The organism is Bacteroides mucinivorans (genome assembly GCF_034654355.2).
Taxonomy (GTDB): domain Bacteria; phylum Bacteroidota; class Bacteroidia; order Bacteroidales; family Bacteroidaceae; genus Bacteroides; species Bacteroides nordii.
This window is the reverse complement of record NZ_CP178179.1, coordinates 5,163,636-5,177,963: the sequence shown is the minus strand read 5'-3', so window position 1 is coordinate 5,177,963 and position 14,328 is coordinate 5,163,636. Positions and strand designations below refer to the sequence as shown.

Genomic DNA, 14,328 nt, shown 5'->3' with positions numbered 1-14,328 from the left:
TCCAATCGTCAATCTAAAAGGCCGATGGTTTTAGTCGGAGACCTACCGTTTCTTCGAGATTAAACATTAGATTCATGTTGTGGACAGCTTGCCCACTGGCACCTTTCAGTAAGTTGTCGATACAGGAGATGATGAGTAGCTTATCACCGTGTTTCTCCAGATGTATCAGACACTTGTTGGTGTTGACAACCTGCTTCAAATCGATATTCTTTTCTACGATGTGCACAAAAGAGTCTTTGGCATAATACTCCTCATACATGCGTACGATCTCTTCCAGAGCAACTTTTGTTTTTACGACAATTGTAGTGAAGATGCCGCGTGGAAAATCTCCCCGGTAAGGGATGAAATCTATCTCTGATGCAAAACTATTTTGCAGCTGCTTCAGTGACTGTTTGATTTCAGGCACATGCTGATGATCAAAAGCCTTGTATACGCTCATATTGTTATTGCGCCAACTGAAATGGCTGGTTGCACCGGGTTTTACTCCGGCTCCTGTGCTTCCGGTTATGGCATTCACCATGATGTCGTCATTCAGCATCAAATGTTTGGCAAGTGGAAGCAGTCCTAACTGAATGCAAGTTGCGAAACAGCCGGGATTGGCTACATGCTTGGCAGAACAAGTGGCGCGCCGATTCAGTTCGGGTAATCCGTAGATAAAGTCATGATCCGGAGAAGCAATGCGATAATCCATAGAGAGATCGATGATTTTCAATTCTTCCGGGAGGTTGTGGCTCTCTATAAATTTTTTGGTATCGCCATGAGCAGTGCAAAAGAAAAGTACATCAATGTCATCCAATGGAAGTTCGTCTGTAAAAGTCAGATCGCACTCTCCGTAAAGTCCTTCGTGTACGTCGGTTATTTTATTTCCGGCGTTACTACTACTATTAATGAATACAATTTCGGCTTCAGGATGATTCAGAAGCAGGCGTATTAATTCACCTGCGGTATATCCGGCTCCGCCTATTATTCCTACTTTAATCATTTGAATATCTGTTTTTTTCTTCGGGAATGATAATCCACATTAAAATATATACAGGGACACCGGCAAATGCGGTGAATATTGTTAATATAGCATAGGCGATGCGTACGAGAGAGGTATCCAATCCGAAGAATTGGGCCAACCCGCCGCAAACACCTGCAAGCATTCTATCACTACGTGAGCGTGTAAGTTTACGTTCGTTACTCATCAGGGACTAAATTTCTTCGTCCTTATGGTTTGCGTAATAAACGCGTAGTGGGGTGGAAGTTACTTTTATGAAACCTTTTGCATCTTCGGCTGTCCAGCCTTTTTGCATTTCACCGTACTCACCAAACTTTGTTTTTACAAGATCATCTTCAGATTCTACTCCGATGGTAGAGAAAGAGAGCGGACGGAGTTCAAGGATAGCCGTACCGTTCACATTGCGTTGTGATTCCTGTAGCATAGCTTCAATATCTCTCATCACAGGTTCCAGATACTGGCTTTCATGAAGGAACATGCCATACCAGTTGGCTACCTGATCTTTCCAGTATTGTTGCCATTTGCTCAATGTATATTTTTCAAGGAAACGATGAGCACCGATGATCAGCATAGGAGCGGCAGCTTCAAAACCAACACGGCCTTTAATACCGATGATTGTGTCGCCAACGTGCATGTCACGTCCAATACCATAAGCGGCACCAATTTCTTCCACTTTCTGAATAGCGGCAATCTTGTCTTCAAATACTTCTCCGTTTACGGCATGAAGTTCTCCTTGTTTGAATTCAAGGCGTAACTGTTCGCTACCTTCTTTTTCAACTTGCTTCAGGTAAGCTGTTTCGGGCAATCCTTGTGCAGAATCCAGTATCTCACCACCACAGATGGAGGTTCCCCATAGGCCTACGTTATAAGAGTATTTGAGTTTTGTAAAATCGGCACTGAAACCATTTTTGTTCAGATAGTCAATCTCTTCCTGACGGCTCAATGCCATATCACGGGTTAGTGTAATGATTTCCACACCCGGTGCAAGTACCAGGAAAGTCATATCAAAACGAATCTGATCGTTTCCGGCTCCGGTAGAACCATGAGCGATAGCATCCGCACCGATTTCATTTGCATAACGGGCAATGGCAAGTGCCTGGAAAATACGCTCTGAACTGACAGAGATGGGATAAGTACCATTACGCAATACATTTCCGAATATCATGTATTTTAAGCTCTTTTCGTAGTACTCTTGTGTTACGTCGAGTGTAACATATTTCACAGCACCCAATTTATAGGCGTTTTCTTCATTCTGTTTCAGTTGTTCGTCACTGAAACCTCCTGTATTGGCACATGCTGCATATACTTCATAGCCTTTTTCTTTGGCCAGGTACATTACAGTATATGAGGTATCCAATCCTCCGCTGAATGCAACTACCACTTTCTTTTTCTGTTCCATGATATATCTCCTTATTTATATAATATCTTCTTTATGTTTTTCGGGGTCGTAAAGCATAGCTGTACAGATGCAGAACTTACGGTTTTTTGCCACCAGTATGTCATGATTGATACAACCTTCGCAACCGCGCCAAAATGATTCATCATCAGTCAGCTCATTGAATGTTACAGGTACATAACCAAGTTCTGTATTCATTTTCATTACAGCAGCACCGCTGGTCAGACTGAATATCTTAGCCCATGGCCAACGTAAGCGAGCCAGTTTGAAAGAGGCTTGTTTGATACGTTTTGCCAGTCCCAATCCACGGTAGTCGGGATGTACAATAAGGCCTGACGTTGCTACATATTGTTTGTTACCCCATGACTCAATATAAGTAAAGCCTGCAAATTTTTCTCCTTCAAGGGCGATAATAGCTTTGCCTTCCTTCATTTTGGTAGCAACATATTCATGTGTACGTTCTGCAATCCCTGTTCCGCGCACTTTCGCTGCGTTTTTAATTGTCTCCAAAATAGTGTCAACGTAAACCTCATGTGAGGCGTCGGCTACCATCACATCTATTTTTTGAGTCTCCATTTCTTTAATTCGTGTGTCGAGTATATTGTTATATGATTATTGTATATTCGGGAAGATGAGCGACAAAAAGTTCTGCACCATTTTAGGTTCAGCTCCTTCACGCAGTACTAACATGATAGTATCATCTCCTGCAATGGTACCTAAAATATCTCCGAACTCACGGTTATCAATGTCATAAGCCATACTGCTGGCATATCCGGGACGTGTTTTGATAACAGCAATATTGCCAGAGAACTGTAGGGAAATGAAACCATTGTTCATTAACATCTCAGTGGCACTTTGGTCACCTACGCGTTTATACATGATGTCATTGGGCAATACATACACATATTTACCATTCATGCTGGCTGCCTTGGCTACCTTTAATTGTTTCAGGTCGCGAGAAAGAGTAGCCTGAGTCAATTCAAAACCTTCAGCGGCAAGTGCTTGCAGAAGTTCTTCCTGTGACCCTACCTCTTTGCTCGAGATAATCATTTTAATAGCATCTAATCGGTTTGCTTTCTTTTTCATCTTGTATAATTATTCTAAGAATGGCGCAAAAGTATGCAATATTTTGGAGATTTGATGCATAAAACCAAACTTTTTTATTCTTTTTATACATGAAAGCAGAATTTATTCAAAAATGGTTTTAATAAACACTGGAAGGGAGGGGGGAGTATAGCGATATAACTAATATAGAAGATTGCAAAGTTGTCTTAGGCTTCTTGGAAACAGCTTCTATATTTTCAATTTTATTGAATTATTGATTAGGGATATATACGATGTGTCGTCAAATCAAAAAAAATCCCGACCGAAAAACAAAAGGTGTCATTGAAACACATCTTAACATAAAACAAAAATGATTTTGAGTGCAAAATAAAGCCTGTTTGATTGAGTGGAAAATATCTTGGATTTTAATCGTCTTCATTTTCTTGCCAAATATCCATAGGAACTCCATATTTTTCTAGTGCAAATTCTTTACATGATAAACTGTCGTCCTGTAAGTAATCCGCAATGCATTTACCTTTTTCAAAAACATATAAATATGTACCTATTTCTGGAAAATCATTTTTGATTATAAATTTCATGTTATTATAAATAGCTTTCATGTTTTTTGATCTTATTAAATTTATTGAGGGTATATACGATGAGTTCCTGGTATTGCATTTTTCTATTTTTAAAGATTTCTAAATGAATATGGGGAGCATCCCCATGTGGAGTTGATATCAAAACGTATTTTTCTTAATCTGTCTTTCGATATGAAAACATAACCCGTTAACTCTCTCTGACTTTCAAAGATAAGATTTTTTCTTTTCAATTGATTTCATTTGAAAGAAAAAAGCAGGAGTTTGTCAGATTGTATGGCCGATTTGTCTGATCGGATGGTACTTTTGAAGTTGCAATGTCCAATCGTGCAGGTCCTCCCGCTTGTAACGTTCGGTGGAACAAACCCTTTTATGCCCGGCCATGTATTGCACCTGACGGATGTGGTACTTCTTCAGCCAGTTCATAATGACCGACGAACGGATGTGCCTTGGATTGCGGATTTCAGGATGCTGTTGTTTAAGCCTGGTTACAAGAGTTGATACCAGGTCATTGACTTTGCTTTTGATAAAGAACCGTTCTGTAGTTTCCTGTTTTTTATTCAGCTGAGCCTTGTATGGGTCATGTAGTGGTTAATAGAGAGTATCTGAACAGATTTCAGTCTGAGCGTTTTTGCCGCATTATTCTTCGATGTTGCAATGTAAACAATGCCTTCCCTCAGGTTGATGTCTTTGACCGTCAATCGTTCCAGATCACCGCTGTCTAATCCCTAGAAGACCATCAGCCCTAACATTACACTGTTCCGTTGGTACAGAAGTTTCTTATACGGATGACCCGGTTCTTTAGCCAGGAAGGTTTTGTAGATATCCTGTAGGGTTTCTTCCTCCATGGGTAGGAATAGAAGACCATGCTGCCTGTCCTGCAGGCGTATTCCTAAAATACAGTAAAAAATCCGGTTAGCCACTTTTAGACCAACGGGATTTAAACTATTCAATCAGTTTTGGGCAGACCAAAGCACAAACTTGCTACTTTTTCCAATACATTGAGAGAAAATAATTCGATAAAGAAATAAACCACAATACTAATGTTACAATCAAAAACAATTTAATTCCAATCATATTCTTGAATAGAAGTAGTGCTATATAAGCTCCAATAATCCCAAGCAAAGCGTTTATCAATAAGACCCAATTCGGATACATAAACAAAAACAATTTGTCAGTGAAATTATATGCAAAATGCAAATAGAGAGATTTGAAAAACAACAGTACATTAATACATATTGTTATCAATCCGAGTATCTTATTTGTTTCATATCTTTTCATAATCTACCAATTGGAGGTTGCGTTTCTGTATTCTTCTTCACTATTATATGTCTGAAAAGAGACATTATTGTTTTTATCTCTAGACACAATCATATAATGAGTAGTAGTTTCCTTTCTTGTCTTATCAGGTACTCTTAAACCCTGGAAATTTTTCTTGTAACTCTTAACAATTGTTGTGGTTTTTGTATAACTAAAACCGTAACTTGTTTTATCGGAATTATTGCTTAGTGTAGCAAAGCCTGATATTTTTTCATTTCCTCCAAATTGGTGGAAATTTCCTTTTATGTAACCATATTGTTCTCTCAATGGTGACAATGAGTAGGTACTTCGCAAATAATTTCCAAAACTTACAGCACGAGGTTCTACAAGATCTCTACTATACCCCGCATTGGCCGAATTATTAATAACATATAGAGCTTGTACAGTACAGATGTTTGCATAATGTTGATAAGCCGTTAAATCAGAAGGAGAATAGCGCAAAACTAAATTGCTGTTTTCTTCTATAAAATGATCATAGCCATAACGGGAAATGTAATAAGCAGACAAGTCATTGAGAATATGGGCAATAGTCTGTTTCATAGTCCGTGGATTCAGATAAATACCTGTCTGTATAGCTTTGGATTTAATGAAACCGCTATTCATATAGAAATCATCTGTGACAACAGCACCTTGAGTTAGCTCTATATTATACCAACGGTTTTGCTTGTCTTGGAATTTTATAAAAGAGTGGCTCGGTGAAAAACACCAGAAAGCTTCTATTTCCAACTCTTCGGCAAGAATCAAAAACAATAAAGGCATGGAATGGCACTGTCCTGTATTTTGGGCTAAAAGCTTTGATACCATGTAATTACTGGTGTTAACATCTGCGCGATAATCTTCAAAGTCATATTTCATCGGGTGATGAATGATTGTTTTTTCACTACCGGGTTCTTTGACTTCGATAACTTCCGACAGAATACGAAAGATCATCATTAATTTTGCTAACCCGTCATTCTTATCTAATTTTTCTTCCTGCATTTTCAGCAGACAAATGTGTTTTAGATTCTGAATGGCTGCATCAAACTCTTATATTTCATTTTATTCCCGAAAAAAGCGTTTTCCGTCACGAATACGGCTCTTTTCAGACTCATCTCCTTTTTGCCTTCAAGCATTTCAAGTATCTCTTCACGGGCACTTTGAAAACATTCTGAACCGGGAACTGAGGAAAAATCCGGTAAAGGGATCGAGTTGGATTTCATGTATTTCTGAATAGCATATTTGCGGTTGATGGCTGCTCTTCTACGTTCGTTTTCTTTTACCTCACGTATGATGGCCTCATTTTGCCTTTGAATCAAGGCATCACAGGAAGATGATATGCCAGGTGTCTTTTGGGGAGAAGTTTGGTGGAAGTTATCGAAACGACCTATTTCTGCCGGTTGAGGAATTGATATCACTGGAACTTGGGCAAACAAAGAATTTGCTCGGAGTATTGGGATTAATATTATACTCCAATAAATTATTTTATGTAAAACCACCTTAATCATAGCATTTGTTTTAAGGATTTTTCAAAGGTAACTTTATTTACTTAGATTTCTTATGGCCTTTAACTTTTTTTGTATTTTAAATAAAGCCTATCGGTTGATTTATAGAAAAATGAATATGTAGTAGAGATATTCTACGGACAAGTAATTTTTGAGATGAAACGACAAAAAGGTTAAGATTACAGTCAAAAAACAGATCAATACTTTGGATGATTCTGCCTATTTTTGCATCATCAATAAATCCATTAATTTTCTTAAACTATCAAAAGCACATGAAAAAGCAGTTTTGGTACTTTATACTTCTATTCTTATATGTTGTTTCGTTTCCGGTACAAGGTAAAGTAACGCTTCCTTCTATTTTCTCAGACAATATGGTGTTGCAACAAAAAACTCAGGTGAATATCTGGGGAAAAGCCCGTCCGGGTGAACAGGTGACTGTTTCTCCTTCCTGGGATAAAAGAAATTATACGGTGCAGACACCTGCTGACGGACGTTGGGAACTACAGTTGAAAACTCCTGGTGTGATGGATAATCAGACACTGATTGTGAAAGGAGAAAACACGATTACCATACATAATATATTAATAGGTGAAGTATGGCTTTGTACGGGACAGTCTAATATGGAATTTCCGGTGGCACGTGATCCTAAAGTTAAATGGAAAACGGGGATGATAAATGAAGCAGAAGAAATGAAAGATGCTGATTATCCTTCTATTCGACTTTTTCATGTAGAGCACCAACTTGCGCCTGAGGATGAAAAAGAGGATTGTGTGGGGCAGTGGGTGATTTGTAATCCGGAGAATTTAAAAGATTTCTCGGCTGTTGGATTCACATTCGGGCGTAAACTTTATAAAGAATTGCAAATACCGGTTGGGTTGATCCAGTCTACCTGGGGAGGTACACATGCTGAGTCATGGACGAAGATGGAGGTTATGAAAAATAACCCATTATATTCTGATGTTCTGGAAGATTTTGCCGTGCAAAATGTGAAACGTGAAAAAGATAAATGTAAAGTACCGGCTACCTTGTGGAATGGTATGATTGCTCCGATTCTGGGTTATACAATAAAAGGGAATATCTGGTATCAGGGAGAATCTAATTCCATTCGTTATGAAAAGTATCAGGAGGTATTTACAAACCTTATTAATAGTTGGCGTAAGGAATGGGGACAGGCCGATATGCCTTTTTATTTTGTGCAGATTGCTCCACATTATAAACAACCTGCTGGCATTCGTGAAGCACAATTGAATACCTGGCAGAGTGGTTTGCGCAATGTGGGTATGGCGGTAATTACAGATGCTGCTGATTCTACCGATATTCATCCGCGTAATAAAAAGGTGACAGGGGAACGTCTGGCAGCTTGGGCTTTGGCTAAACAATATGGTAAAAAGGGGGCTTATTCCGGTCCGCTTTATAAGAATATGAAAGTGAAAGAGGGAAAAGTTACACTTACTTTTGATTATGCAGAAAGTGGATTGCAGACCCCTGATGATACCCCTGTAAAAGGTTTCTTTATTTCAGGTCCAGATGCTCGTTTTTATCCGGCAACGGCAATGATCCAGGGGAATAAGGTAGAACTCTATGCTCCTGAGGTTCCTCAGCCTACAGCCGTGCGTTATGGTTACGGAAACTTTTTCCGTGTGAATCTTTATAATAAAGCCGGTTTCCCGGCCGTACCTTTCCGTACGGATCATTTTGCTCCGGATACGTATGCCCGCTGGTTTGCTGATTCTGAGATGCGCCGGTTCCCGAAGGCTTATCAACTGGATCATGGAAAGCGTTTGTTTTTTGGCTATGCACAGGGAGTAGGTTGTTGCGCTATGCTAAGAATGTGGAAACAGACAGGCGAGAAACGCTATTTTGATTATGTAGAGGCATGGGCGGATTCGCTGATAAATGAAACAGGGCAAATCCATCTGTATGATGTGTCTACTTATAATCTTGATTACATTAATTCGGGTAAAGTGCTATTTGATCTTTATCGTGAGACAGGTAAGGAAAAGTATAAAATGGCAATGGACCTTTTAATAAAACAGTTGAAGAACCATCCCCGTACACTGGAGGGTGCATATTGGCATAAATTGATTTATCAGCACCAAATATGGTTGGATGGTTTGTATATGGCTTCACCTTTTCTGGCACAATATGGGGCGGAGTTCAATCAACCGATGTGGATAGATGAGGCAGTGAAACAATTTACACTTTGTCACAAGCATACTTATGATGCTAAAACGGGTTTGTATCATCATGCTTGGGACGAGAGTAAAAGCCAGCGTTGGGCAGATCCGGAAACGGGACATTCACCTAACTTCTGGGGGCGCAGTATCGGCTGGTGGTTTATGGCTTTGGTGGATGCTCTGGACTATATTCCGGAGAATCATCCCGGACGTGCCGATATGATAAGCTGGATACAAGGGCTTGCCGATACGCTTCCTAAATACCAGGATAAGGCCGGCTTGTGGTACCAGGTGATTGATCAGCCGAAGCGTGAAGGCAATTTCCCGGAAGCATCTGTAACTTCACAGTGTATGTATGCTTATGCAAAAGCGGTAAATAAAGGGTATATTGATGCGAAATACAGAGAGGTAGCGGAGAAAGCTTTTAAGGGATTGAAAGACAAACTGCTTATTGAGAATCCTGATGGTACACTTACGCTGACGCGTTGTTGCCAGGTAGGTGGTCTGGGAGGACATCCGTACCGGGATGGTAGCTTTGAATATTATATCGGAGAGAAAATGCGTGATAACGATGCCAAAGCTACGGGCCCTTTTGTCATGGGATGTATCGAACTGGGAGAGTAGGTGATAAAAATAAGATGAGTACTGATTTAAAATTAGTATAAATAATACCCCGCTAAATAATCATTTAATTGTGATGCATTACTTAGGATGATGGATAAAAAAATAAGAATAGTGTTACTGGCTTGGTTATTGTGCCCTTTTGCAGCGGCACAAACAATAAGTTGGCCGGAGATAACCACTGAATCGAAACCTGCTGCCCGTTGGTGGTGGATGGGAAGCGCCGTAGATAAAGAAAATCTGACTCATAATCTGAATGCTTATGCGAAAGCGGGAATGGGAACGATGGAGATAACTCCTATCTATGGAGTAAAAGGAAATGATGAAAATGATATTCCATTTCTTTCTTCTCACTGGATGGAGATGCTGCAATATACTGAGGGTGAAGCGAATCGCCTGGGTATGCAGATTGATATGAATACCGGTACCGGGTGGCCTTTCGGAGGCCCGGAGGTAACCATAGAAGACGCTGCCTGCAAGCTTTTCGTATCGGAATATACATTGCAGGGTGGTGAACAACTGAAAGAGAAAATAGAAGTTGCTGACGAGAAGCAACGTGCCTATGCTAAGCTAAGCCGTTTGATGGCTTTTTCTGATAAAGGGAAATGCATAAACCTGACGTCTAAAGTGAAAGACGGTATTTTGCAATGGAAAGCTCCCAAAGGAAACTGGCAATTGATAGCTGCCTTTTGCGGAAAGACATTCCAGAAAGTGAAGCGCGCTGCTCCCGGAGGAGAGGGATACGTGATGGATCATTTGTCCGGCCGGGCTGTGAAAAATTATCTGAATCGTTTTGAACGTGCCTTTGAAGCATCAGGAGCACCTTATCCGCATAACTTCTTCAATGATTCTTACGAAGTATATAAGGCGGATTGGACTGAGAATCTTTTTGACGAATTTGCTGCACGGCGCGGATATAAACTGGAAGAGCATCTTCCGGAATTCTTGTCGGATAAACGTACGGATATGGTTTCCCGGATTATTTCTGACTACCGGGAGACGATTGCCGAATTACTTTTAGAGAACTTTACCCGGCAATGGACAGAATGGGCATATTCACACGGCTCCAAAACACGTAATCAGGCACATGGCTCACCTGGTAATCTGATAGATCTGTATACCACTGTAGATGTTCCCGAATGCGAGGGCTTCGGTATTTCTGATTTTGGAATCCGTGGTTTACGCCGTGATTCATTAACACGTCCTAACGATTCAGACTTGTCGATGCTGAAATATGCTTCTTCGGCTGCTCATATTGCCGGTAAACCATTTACTTCGTCTGAAACATTTACCTGGCTGACGGAACATTTTCGTACGTCACTTTCTCAGTGTAAGCCGGATATTGATCTGATGTTTATCTCAGGGGTAAATCACACCTATTTTCATGGGACCACTTATTCGCCTGTTGAGGCTGTATGGCCGGGATGGAAGTTCTATGCTTCCGTTGATATGAGTCCTACAAATAATATCTGGCGGGATGCTCCGGCATTTTTTGATTATATAACCCGTTGTCAGAGTTTTCTGCAGATGGGGAAACCTGATAATGATTTTCTGGTATATCTGCCTGTATATGATATGTGGCAGGAGCAGGACGGACGTCTCTTGATGTTTGATATTCATAAAATGGCAAAGCGTGCGCCCCGTTTTATCGATGCAGTTCATCGTATTTATAATGCAGGTTATGATTTGGATTATATTTCCGATAACTTCATACGCAGTCTTACTTGTATGGGTGGGAAATTAGTTACCTCCGGAGGTACCGTGTATCGGGCGTTACTCATTCCGGGCGCGAAACTGATGCCGGATGATGTACTTGCCAAATTATTCCGTTTGGCAGATGAGGGAGCTACTATTGTGTTTCTGGAGCAATATCCGGAAGATGTTCCCGGATATGCCCGGTTGAATGAACGTCGTGCTGCTTTTAAGAAATTGATGGCACAAAAAGACAAATTGCGTAAAGGGCGTATTTTGTTTGGAACGGATTATGACCGCACATTGGCGGAAACAGGTGTACAACCCGAAAGGATGAAGACAACTTATGGTTTGAGTTGTATCCGTCGTACAAACGAAGATGGATATCATTATTTTATTTCTGCCTTGAAAGGAGAAGATACGGAAGGATGGATACCTTTGGGAGTTCAGGCTACATCTGCCCTGATCTATAATCCTGTGAACGGAGAGAGTGGAAAGGCCCTTTTGCGTCAGAAGAATGGATGTACGGAGGTGTATTTACAGGTAGCATCCGGAGAATCAATCCTGCTGAAAACGTTTACGAATGCCGATGTACAGGCTTCTGCATGGGGATATTACGAGCCAAAAGCCGATGGATTGACTTTGACGGGTAAATGGGGTTTTCGCTTCGTAGAAAGCATTCCGGCTGTTTCGGCTGCTCCTGATTCGGTAACGTTGGGTTCATGGACTGAACTTCCGGTAGCAGAAGTAAAGAATACAATGGGAACAGCCTCTTATTCATTCAAATTTAATCTGAACGATCTTTCGATTCCTGAATGGAGGCTCGATTTGGGTGATGTGCGTGAGAGCGCTCGTATTCGTATTAATGGAAAGGACGTTGCCACATTGTGGTCAGTTCCTTATCGTTGCCTGGTAGGTAAATATCTTTGTCCCGGTGAAAATATCCTGGAGGTAGAAGTGACTAATTTACCTGCCAACCGCATTGCGGATATGGACCGGAAAGAAATACCCTGGCGTATTTTTAAAGATGCCAATATTGTAAGTCTGGATTATAAAAAAACTGGATATGGAGGCTGGGAACCTGTGCCAAGTGGATTGATTGGCCCGGTGAAAGTAATTCCAATGAAGAAAGGGACTTTTTATTATGAATAAATATTTTGCTTTGATATTTTTCTTGTCTGCTGTAGTTGCTGTTTATGCACAGGACCCTCGCGAGCGGCAATATATGTATGAGATACTTGATCCGCGGCATGAGCCCAAACCACTGGTGGAGGGTTTTGCTAAAGAGCGGATTACGGAACATTTGAATCGCGGACTTTATGTCGCTCCTTCCCGGGACGGGAAAGGGGTTTACCTTAGTTGGCGGCTATTGAATACAGATACTCCTGCTACCGCCTTTCATGTTTATCGGGAAGTAAATGGCAAGAAACGCCGTCTCACTAACAAACCTGTGATGCAAACCTGCGACTTTATTGATAATGCTCCTGTACAGGAAAAGGCGGTTTATTGGGTAGTACCCGTGGTAAAAGGGCTTACACCTGTTGCATCCGAAAGAGTAGAGGTTGAAGCTGGGAAATGTACTAATTATACTTCTATCCGGCTGAAAGATAATGCGAAGGCTGGTAAAATTGCTTTAGCCGATTTGAATGGCGATGGCGCTTATGATTACATTATCCGTACACCTGAAACCAATGTAGATCCGGGTATGCCGGGAGATACTACCGGAAAAACGTATAAGATATCTGCCTATCTGAATGATGGTACCTGGCTTTGGACCTACGATATGGGCCCTGGTATTGAGCCTGGTATCTGGTATTCTCCTTTTATTGTTTATGATTTTAATGGGGATGGTAAAGCTGAAATTGCTATAAAAACAGCCGGTTCTGATTTTGTAAAAAATGAGAAAGGACGTGTTTGTGGTGGTAGTGAATATCTGTCTGTGCTGGATGGAATGACTGGCAAAGAAATTGATCGTGTAGACTGGCCCGAGCGGAATGATCGTTATGGCAATCTGATCCGACAGAACCGTAACCAGATGGGAGTGGCTTATCTGGATGGGAAAACGCCTTGTATACTCGCTGCCCGTGGTACTTATAAGTTGATGGTGGTAGACGCCTGGCAATTAAAAGATGGCAAGCTGCAACGTATGTGGCGTTGGGATGGAGACGAAGAAAATCCGGTTGTGCGTAGTATGGGAGCTCATAGTATGGTGACGGGAGATGTAGACGGTGATGGGCGTGATGAGATACTGTTGGGTTCTTGTATGCTTGATGATAATGGGACTTTACTCTGGTCATCGGGATTAGGACATAGCGATAAGGCCTATTTGTGTAAATTACATCCGGATATGGAAGGATTACAGGTATTCATGGTGAGTGAACCCAAAAAAGAAGATGGACGTGGGGTATCTGTTGTGAGTGCCCGTACCGGAGAATTAATATGGGACATTGGGCATACAACTTACCACGTAGGTGATGGTATGGTAACCGATTTTGATCCGGAATATCCCGGTTTAGAGTGCTTTGCCAGTGAAGACCGCAAAGGAGGGAGTACTGATAAGTATTTGTTGACTTCAGACGGAAAGAAACTGAATGTGACCCGTGAAGAGATTCCGGGCTGTCGTAATTGGATCTGGTGGGATGCCGATCTGCTTCGTGAAACCTTTCGTGGCGATGATAATCGTTGGGGAGCAGGCTCTTCTTCCAATGGTAAGAAACAGAGTATCTGGAAGTGGAAAGGTGAAGATCTGACCAGAGGTATTGAGGGAGATATTCTGATGATGGCCGATATGGAAGGAGATTGGCGTGAAGAGTTAATTACTGCACTTCCGGGGGAGTTACGCATTTACCATACTGTTATTCCGGCAAAGGATCGTCGTATTACGCTTATGCAGGATCCACTCTATCGTAGCTATGTGGCTCATCGCAGTATGGGATATCCGCAGGCACCAGTACCATCTTATTATCTTGGAGAATAAAAGTTTTGTTATATAATAAAAATA

The 14,328-nt window shown here is 41.2% G+C and carries 11 protein-coding genes; 3 read left to right on the top strand and 8 right to left on the bottom strand.

All coding sequences use genetic code 11. The features are described from left to right. Positions 1–13 precede the first annotated feature (13 nt). The 8 genes from argC to VCM39_RS19595 form a co-directional block, all read right to left on the bottom strand. Complete coding sequence (gene argC, locus VCM39_RS19630) at positions 14–982, bottom strand: N-acetyl-gamma-glutamyl-phosphate reductase (protein WP_221651171.1); 969 nt, start codon at positions 980–982, stop codon at positions 14–16. Then, the gene (locus VCM39_RS19625; protein ID WP_221651170.1) at positions 975–1,187 is read right to left on the bottom strand and encodes a PspC domain-containing protein; all 213 of its coding nucleotides are present in this window, start codon (positions 1,185–1,187) and stop codon (positions 975–977) included. Before VCM39_RS19625 ends, argC begins: the two co-directional genes overlap by 8 nt. Before the next feature lie 6 nt (positions 1,188–1,193). After that, positions 1,194–2,399: an argininosuccinate synthase gene (locus tag VCM39_RS19620; protein ID WP_221651169.1), complete on the bottom strand. Its 1,206-nt coding sequence runs from the start codon at positions 2,397–2,399 to the stop codon at positions 1,194–1,196. 15 nt (positions 2,400–2,414) lie between these two features. Then, complete coding sequence (locus tag VCM39_RS19615; protein ID WP_002559039.1) at positions 2,415–2,972, bottom strand: GNAT family N-acetyltransferase; 558 nt, start codon at positions 2,970–2,972, stop codon at positions 2,415–2,417. 36 nt (positions 2,973–3,008) lie between these two features. Then, positions 3,009–3,482 (bottom strand): arginine repressor, encoded by a 474-nt coding sequence (argR, locus tag VCM39_RS19610; RefSeq protein ID WP_221651168.1) that lies wholly within the window; start codon positions 3,480–3,482, stop codon positions 3,009–3,011. Positions 3,483–3,865: 383 nt separating this feature from the next. Continuing rightward, positions 3,866–4,060, bottom strand: coding sequence for a hypothetical protein (locus VCM39_RS19605; protein ID WP_195660559.1), 195 nt, complete (start codon positions 4,058–4,060; stop codon positions 3,866–3,868). Between the two features lie 1,260 nt (positions 4,061–5,320). After that, on the bottom strand, positions 5,321–6,289 hold the full coding sequence (locus VCM39_RS19600; RefSeq protein ID WP_413544812.1) for a hypothetical protein: 969 nt from the start codon (positions 6,287–6,289) through the stop codon (positions 5,321–5,323). 65 nt (positions 6,290–6,354) lie between these two features. Continuing rightward, positions 6,355–6,750, bottom strand: coding sequence for a hypothetical protein (locus VCM39_RS19595; protein WP_255586231.1), 396 nt, complete (start codon positions 6,748–6,750; stop codon positions 6,355–6,357). A 359-nt stretch (positions 6,751–7,109) separates the two neighbouring features. Here VCM39_RS19595 and VCM39_RS19590 point away from each other — a divergent pair, with 359 nt between their 5' ends. From VCM39_RS19590 to VCM39_RS19580, 3 genes are all read left to right on the top strand, one after another. After that, positions 7,110–9,638 (top strand): glycoside hydrolase family 88 protein, encoded by a 2,529-nt coding sequence (locus tag VCM39_RS19590; RefSeq protein ID WP_322933233.1) that lies wholly within the window; start codon positions 7,110–7,112, stop codon positions 9,636–9,638. A gap of 87 nt (positions 9,639–9,725) precedes the next feature. After that, positions 9,726–12,479, top strand: coding sequence for a glycosyl hydrolase (locus VCM39_RS19585; protein WP_322933234.1), 2,754 nt, complete (start codon positions 9,726–9,728; stop codon positions 12,477–12,479). Continuing rightward, positions 12,472–14,304 carry a hypothetical protein gene (locus tag VCM39_RS19580; RefSeq protein WP_322933235.1) on the top strand — a complete coding sequence of 611 codons (1,833 nt, stop codon included), beginning with the start codon at positions 12,472–12,474 and terminating at the stop codon, positions 14,302–14,304. The genes VCM39_RS19585 and VCM39_RS19580 overlap by 8 nt, the downstream gene beginning before the upstream one ends. The last annotated feature ends 24 nt before the right edge of the window (positions 14,305–14,328 follow it).

Coding starts and splice junctions, on each gene's coding strand:
- VCM39_RS19625 (WP_221651170.1), bottom strand. CDS start 1,187: ATGAGTAACGAACGTAAACTTACACGCTCACGTAGTGATAGAATGCTT.
- VCM39_RS19600 (WP_413544812.1), bottom strand. CDS start 6,289: ATGATGATCTTTCGTATTCTGTCGGAAGTTATCGAAGTCAAAGAACCC.
- VCM39_RS19580 (WP_322933235.1), top strand. CDS start 12,472: ATGAATAAATATTTTGCTTTGATATTTTTCTTGTCTGCTGTAGTTGCT.
- VCM39_RS19590 (WP_322933233.1), top strand. CDS start 7,110: ATGAAAAAGCAGTTTTGGTACTTTATACTTCTATTCTTATATGTTGTT.
- VCM39_RS19605 (WP_195660559.1), bottom strand. CDS start 4,060: ATGAAAGCTATTTATAATAACATGAAATTTATAATCAAAAATGATTTT.
- argC (WP_221651171.1), bottom strand. CDS start 982: ATGATTAAAGTAGGAATAATAGGCGGAGCCGGATATACCGCAGGTGAA.
- VCM39_RS19620 (WP_221651169.1), bottom strand. CDS start 2,399: ATGGAACAGAAAAAGAAAGTGGTAGTTGCATTCAGCGGAGGATTGGAT.
- VCM39_RS19615 (WP_002559039.1), bottom strand. CDS start 2,972: ATGGAGACTCAAAAAATAGATGTGATGGTAGCCGACGCCTCACATGAG.
- argR (WP_221651168.1), bottom strand. CDS start 3,482: ATGAAAAAGAAAGCAAACCGATTAGATGCTATTAAAATGATTATCTCG.
- VCM39_RS19585 (WP_322933234.1), top strand. CDS start 9,726: ATGATGGATAAAAAAATAAGAATAGTGTTACTGGCTTGGTTATTGTGC.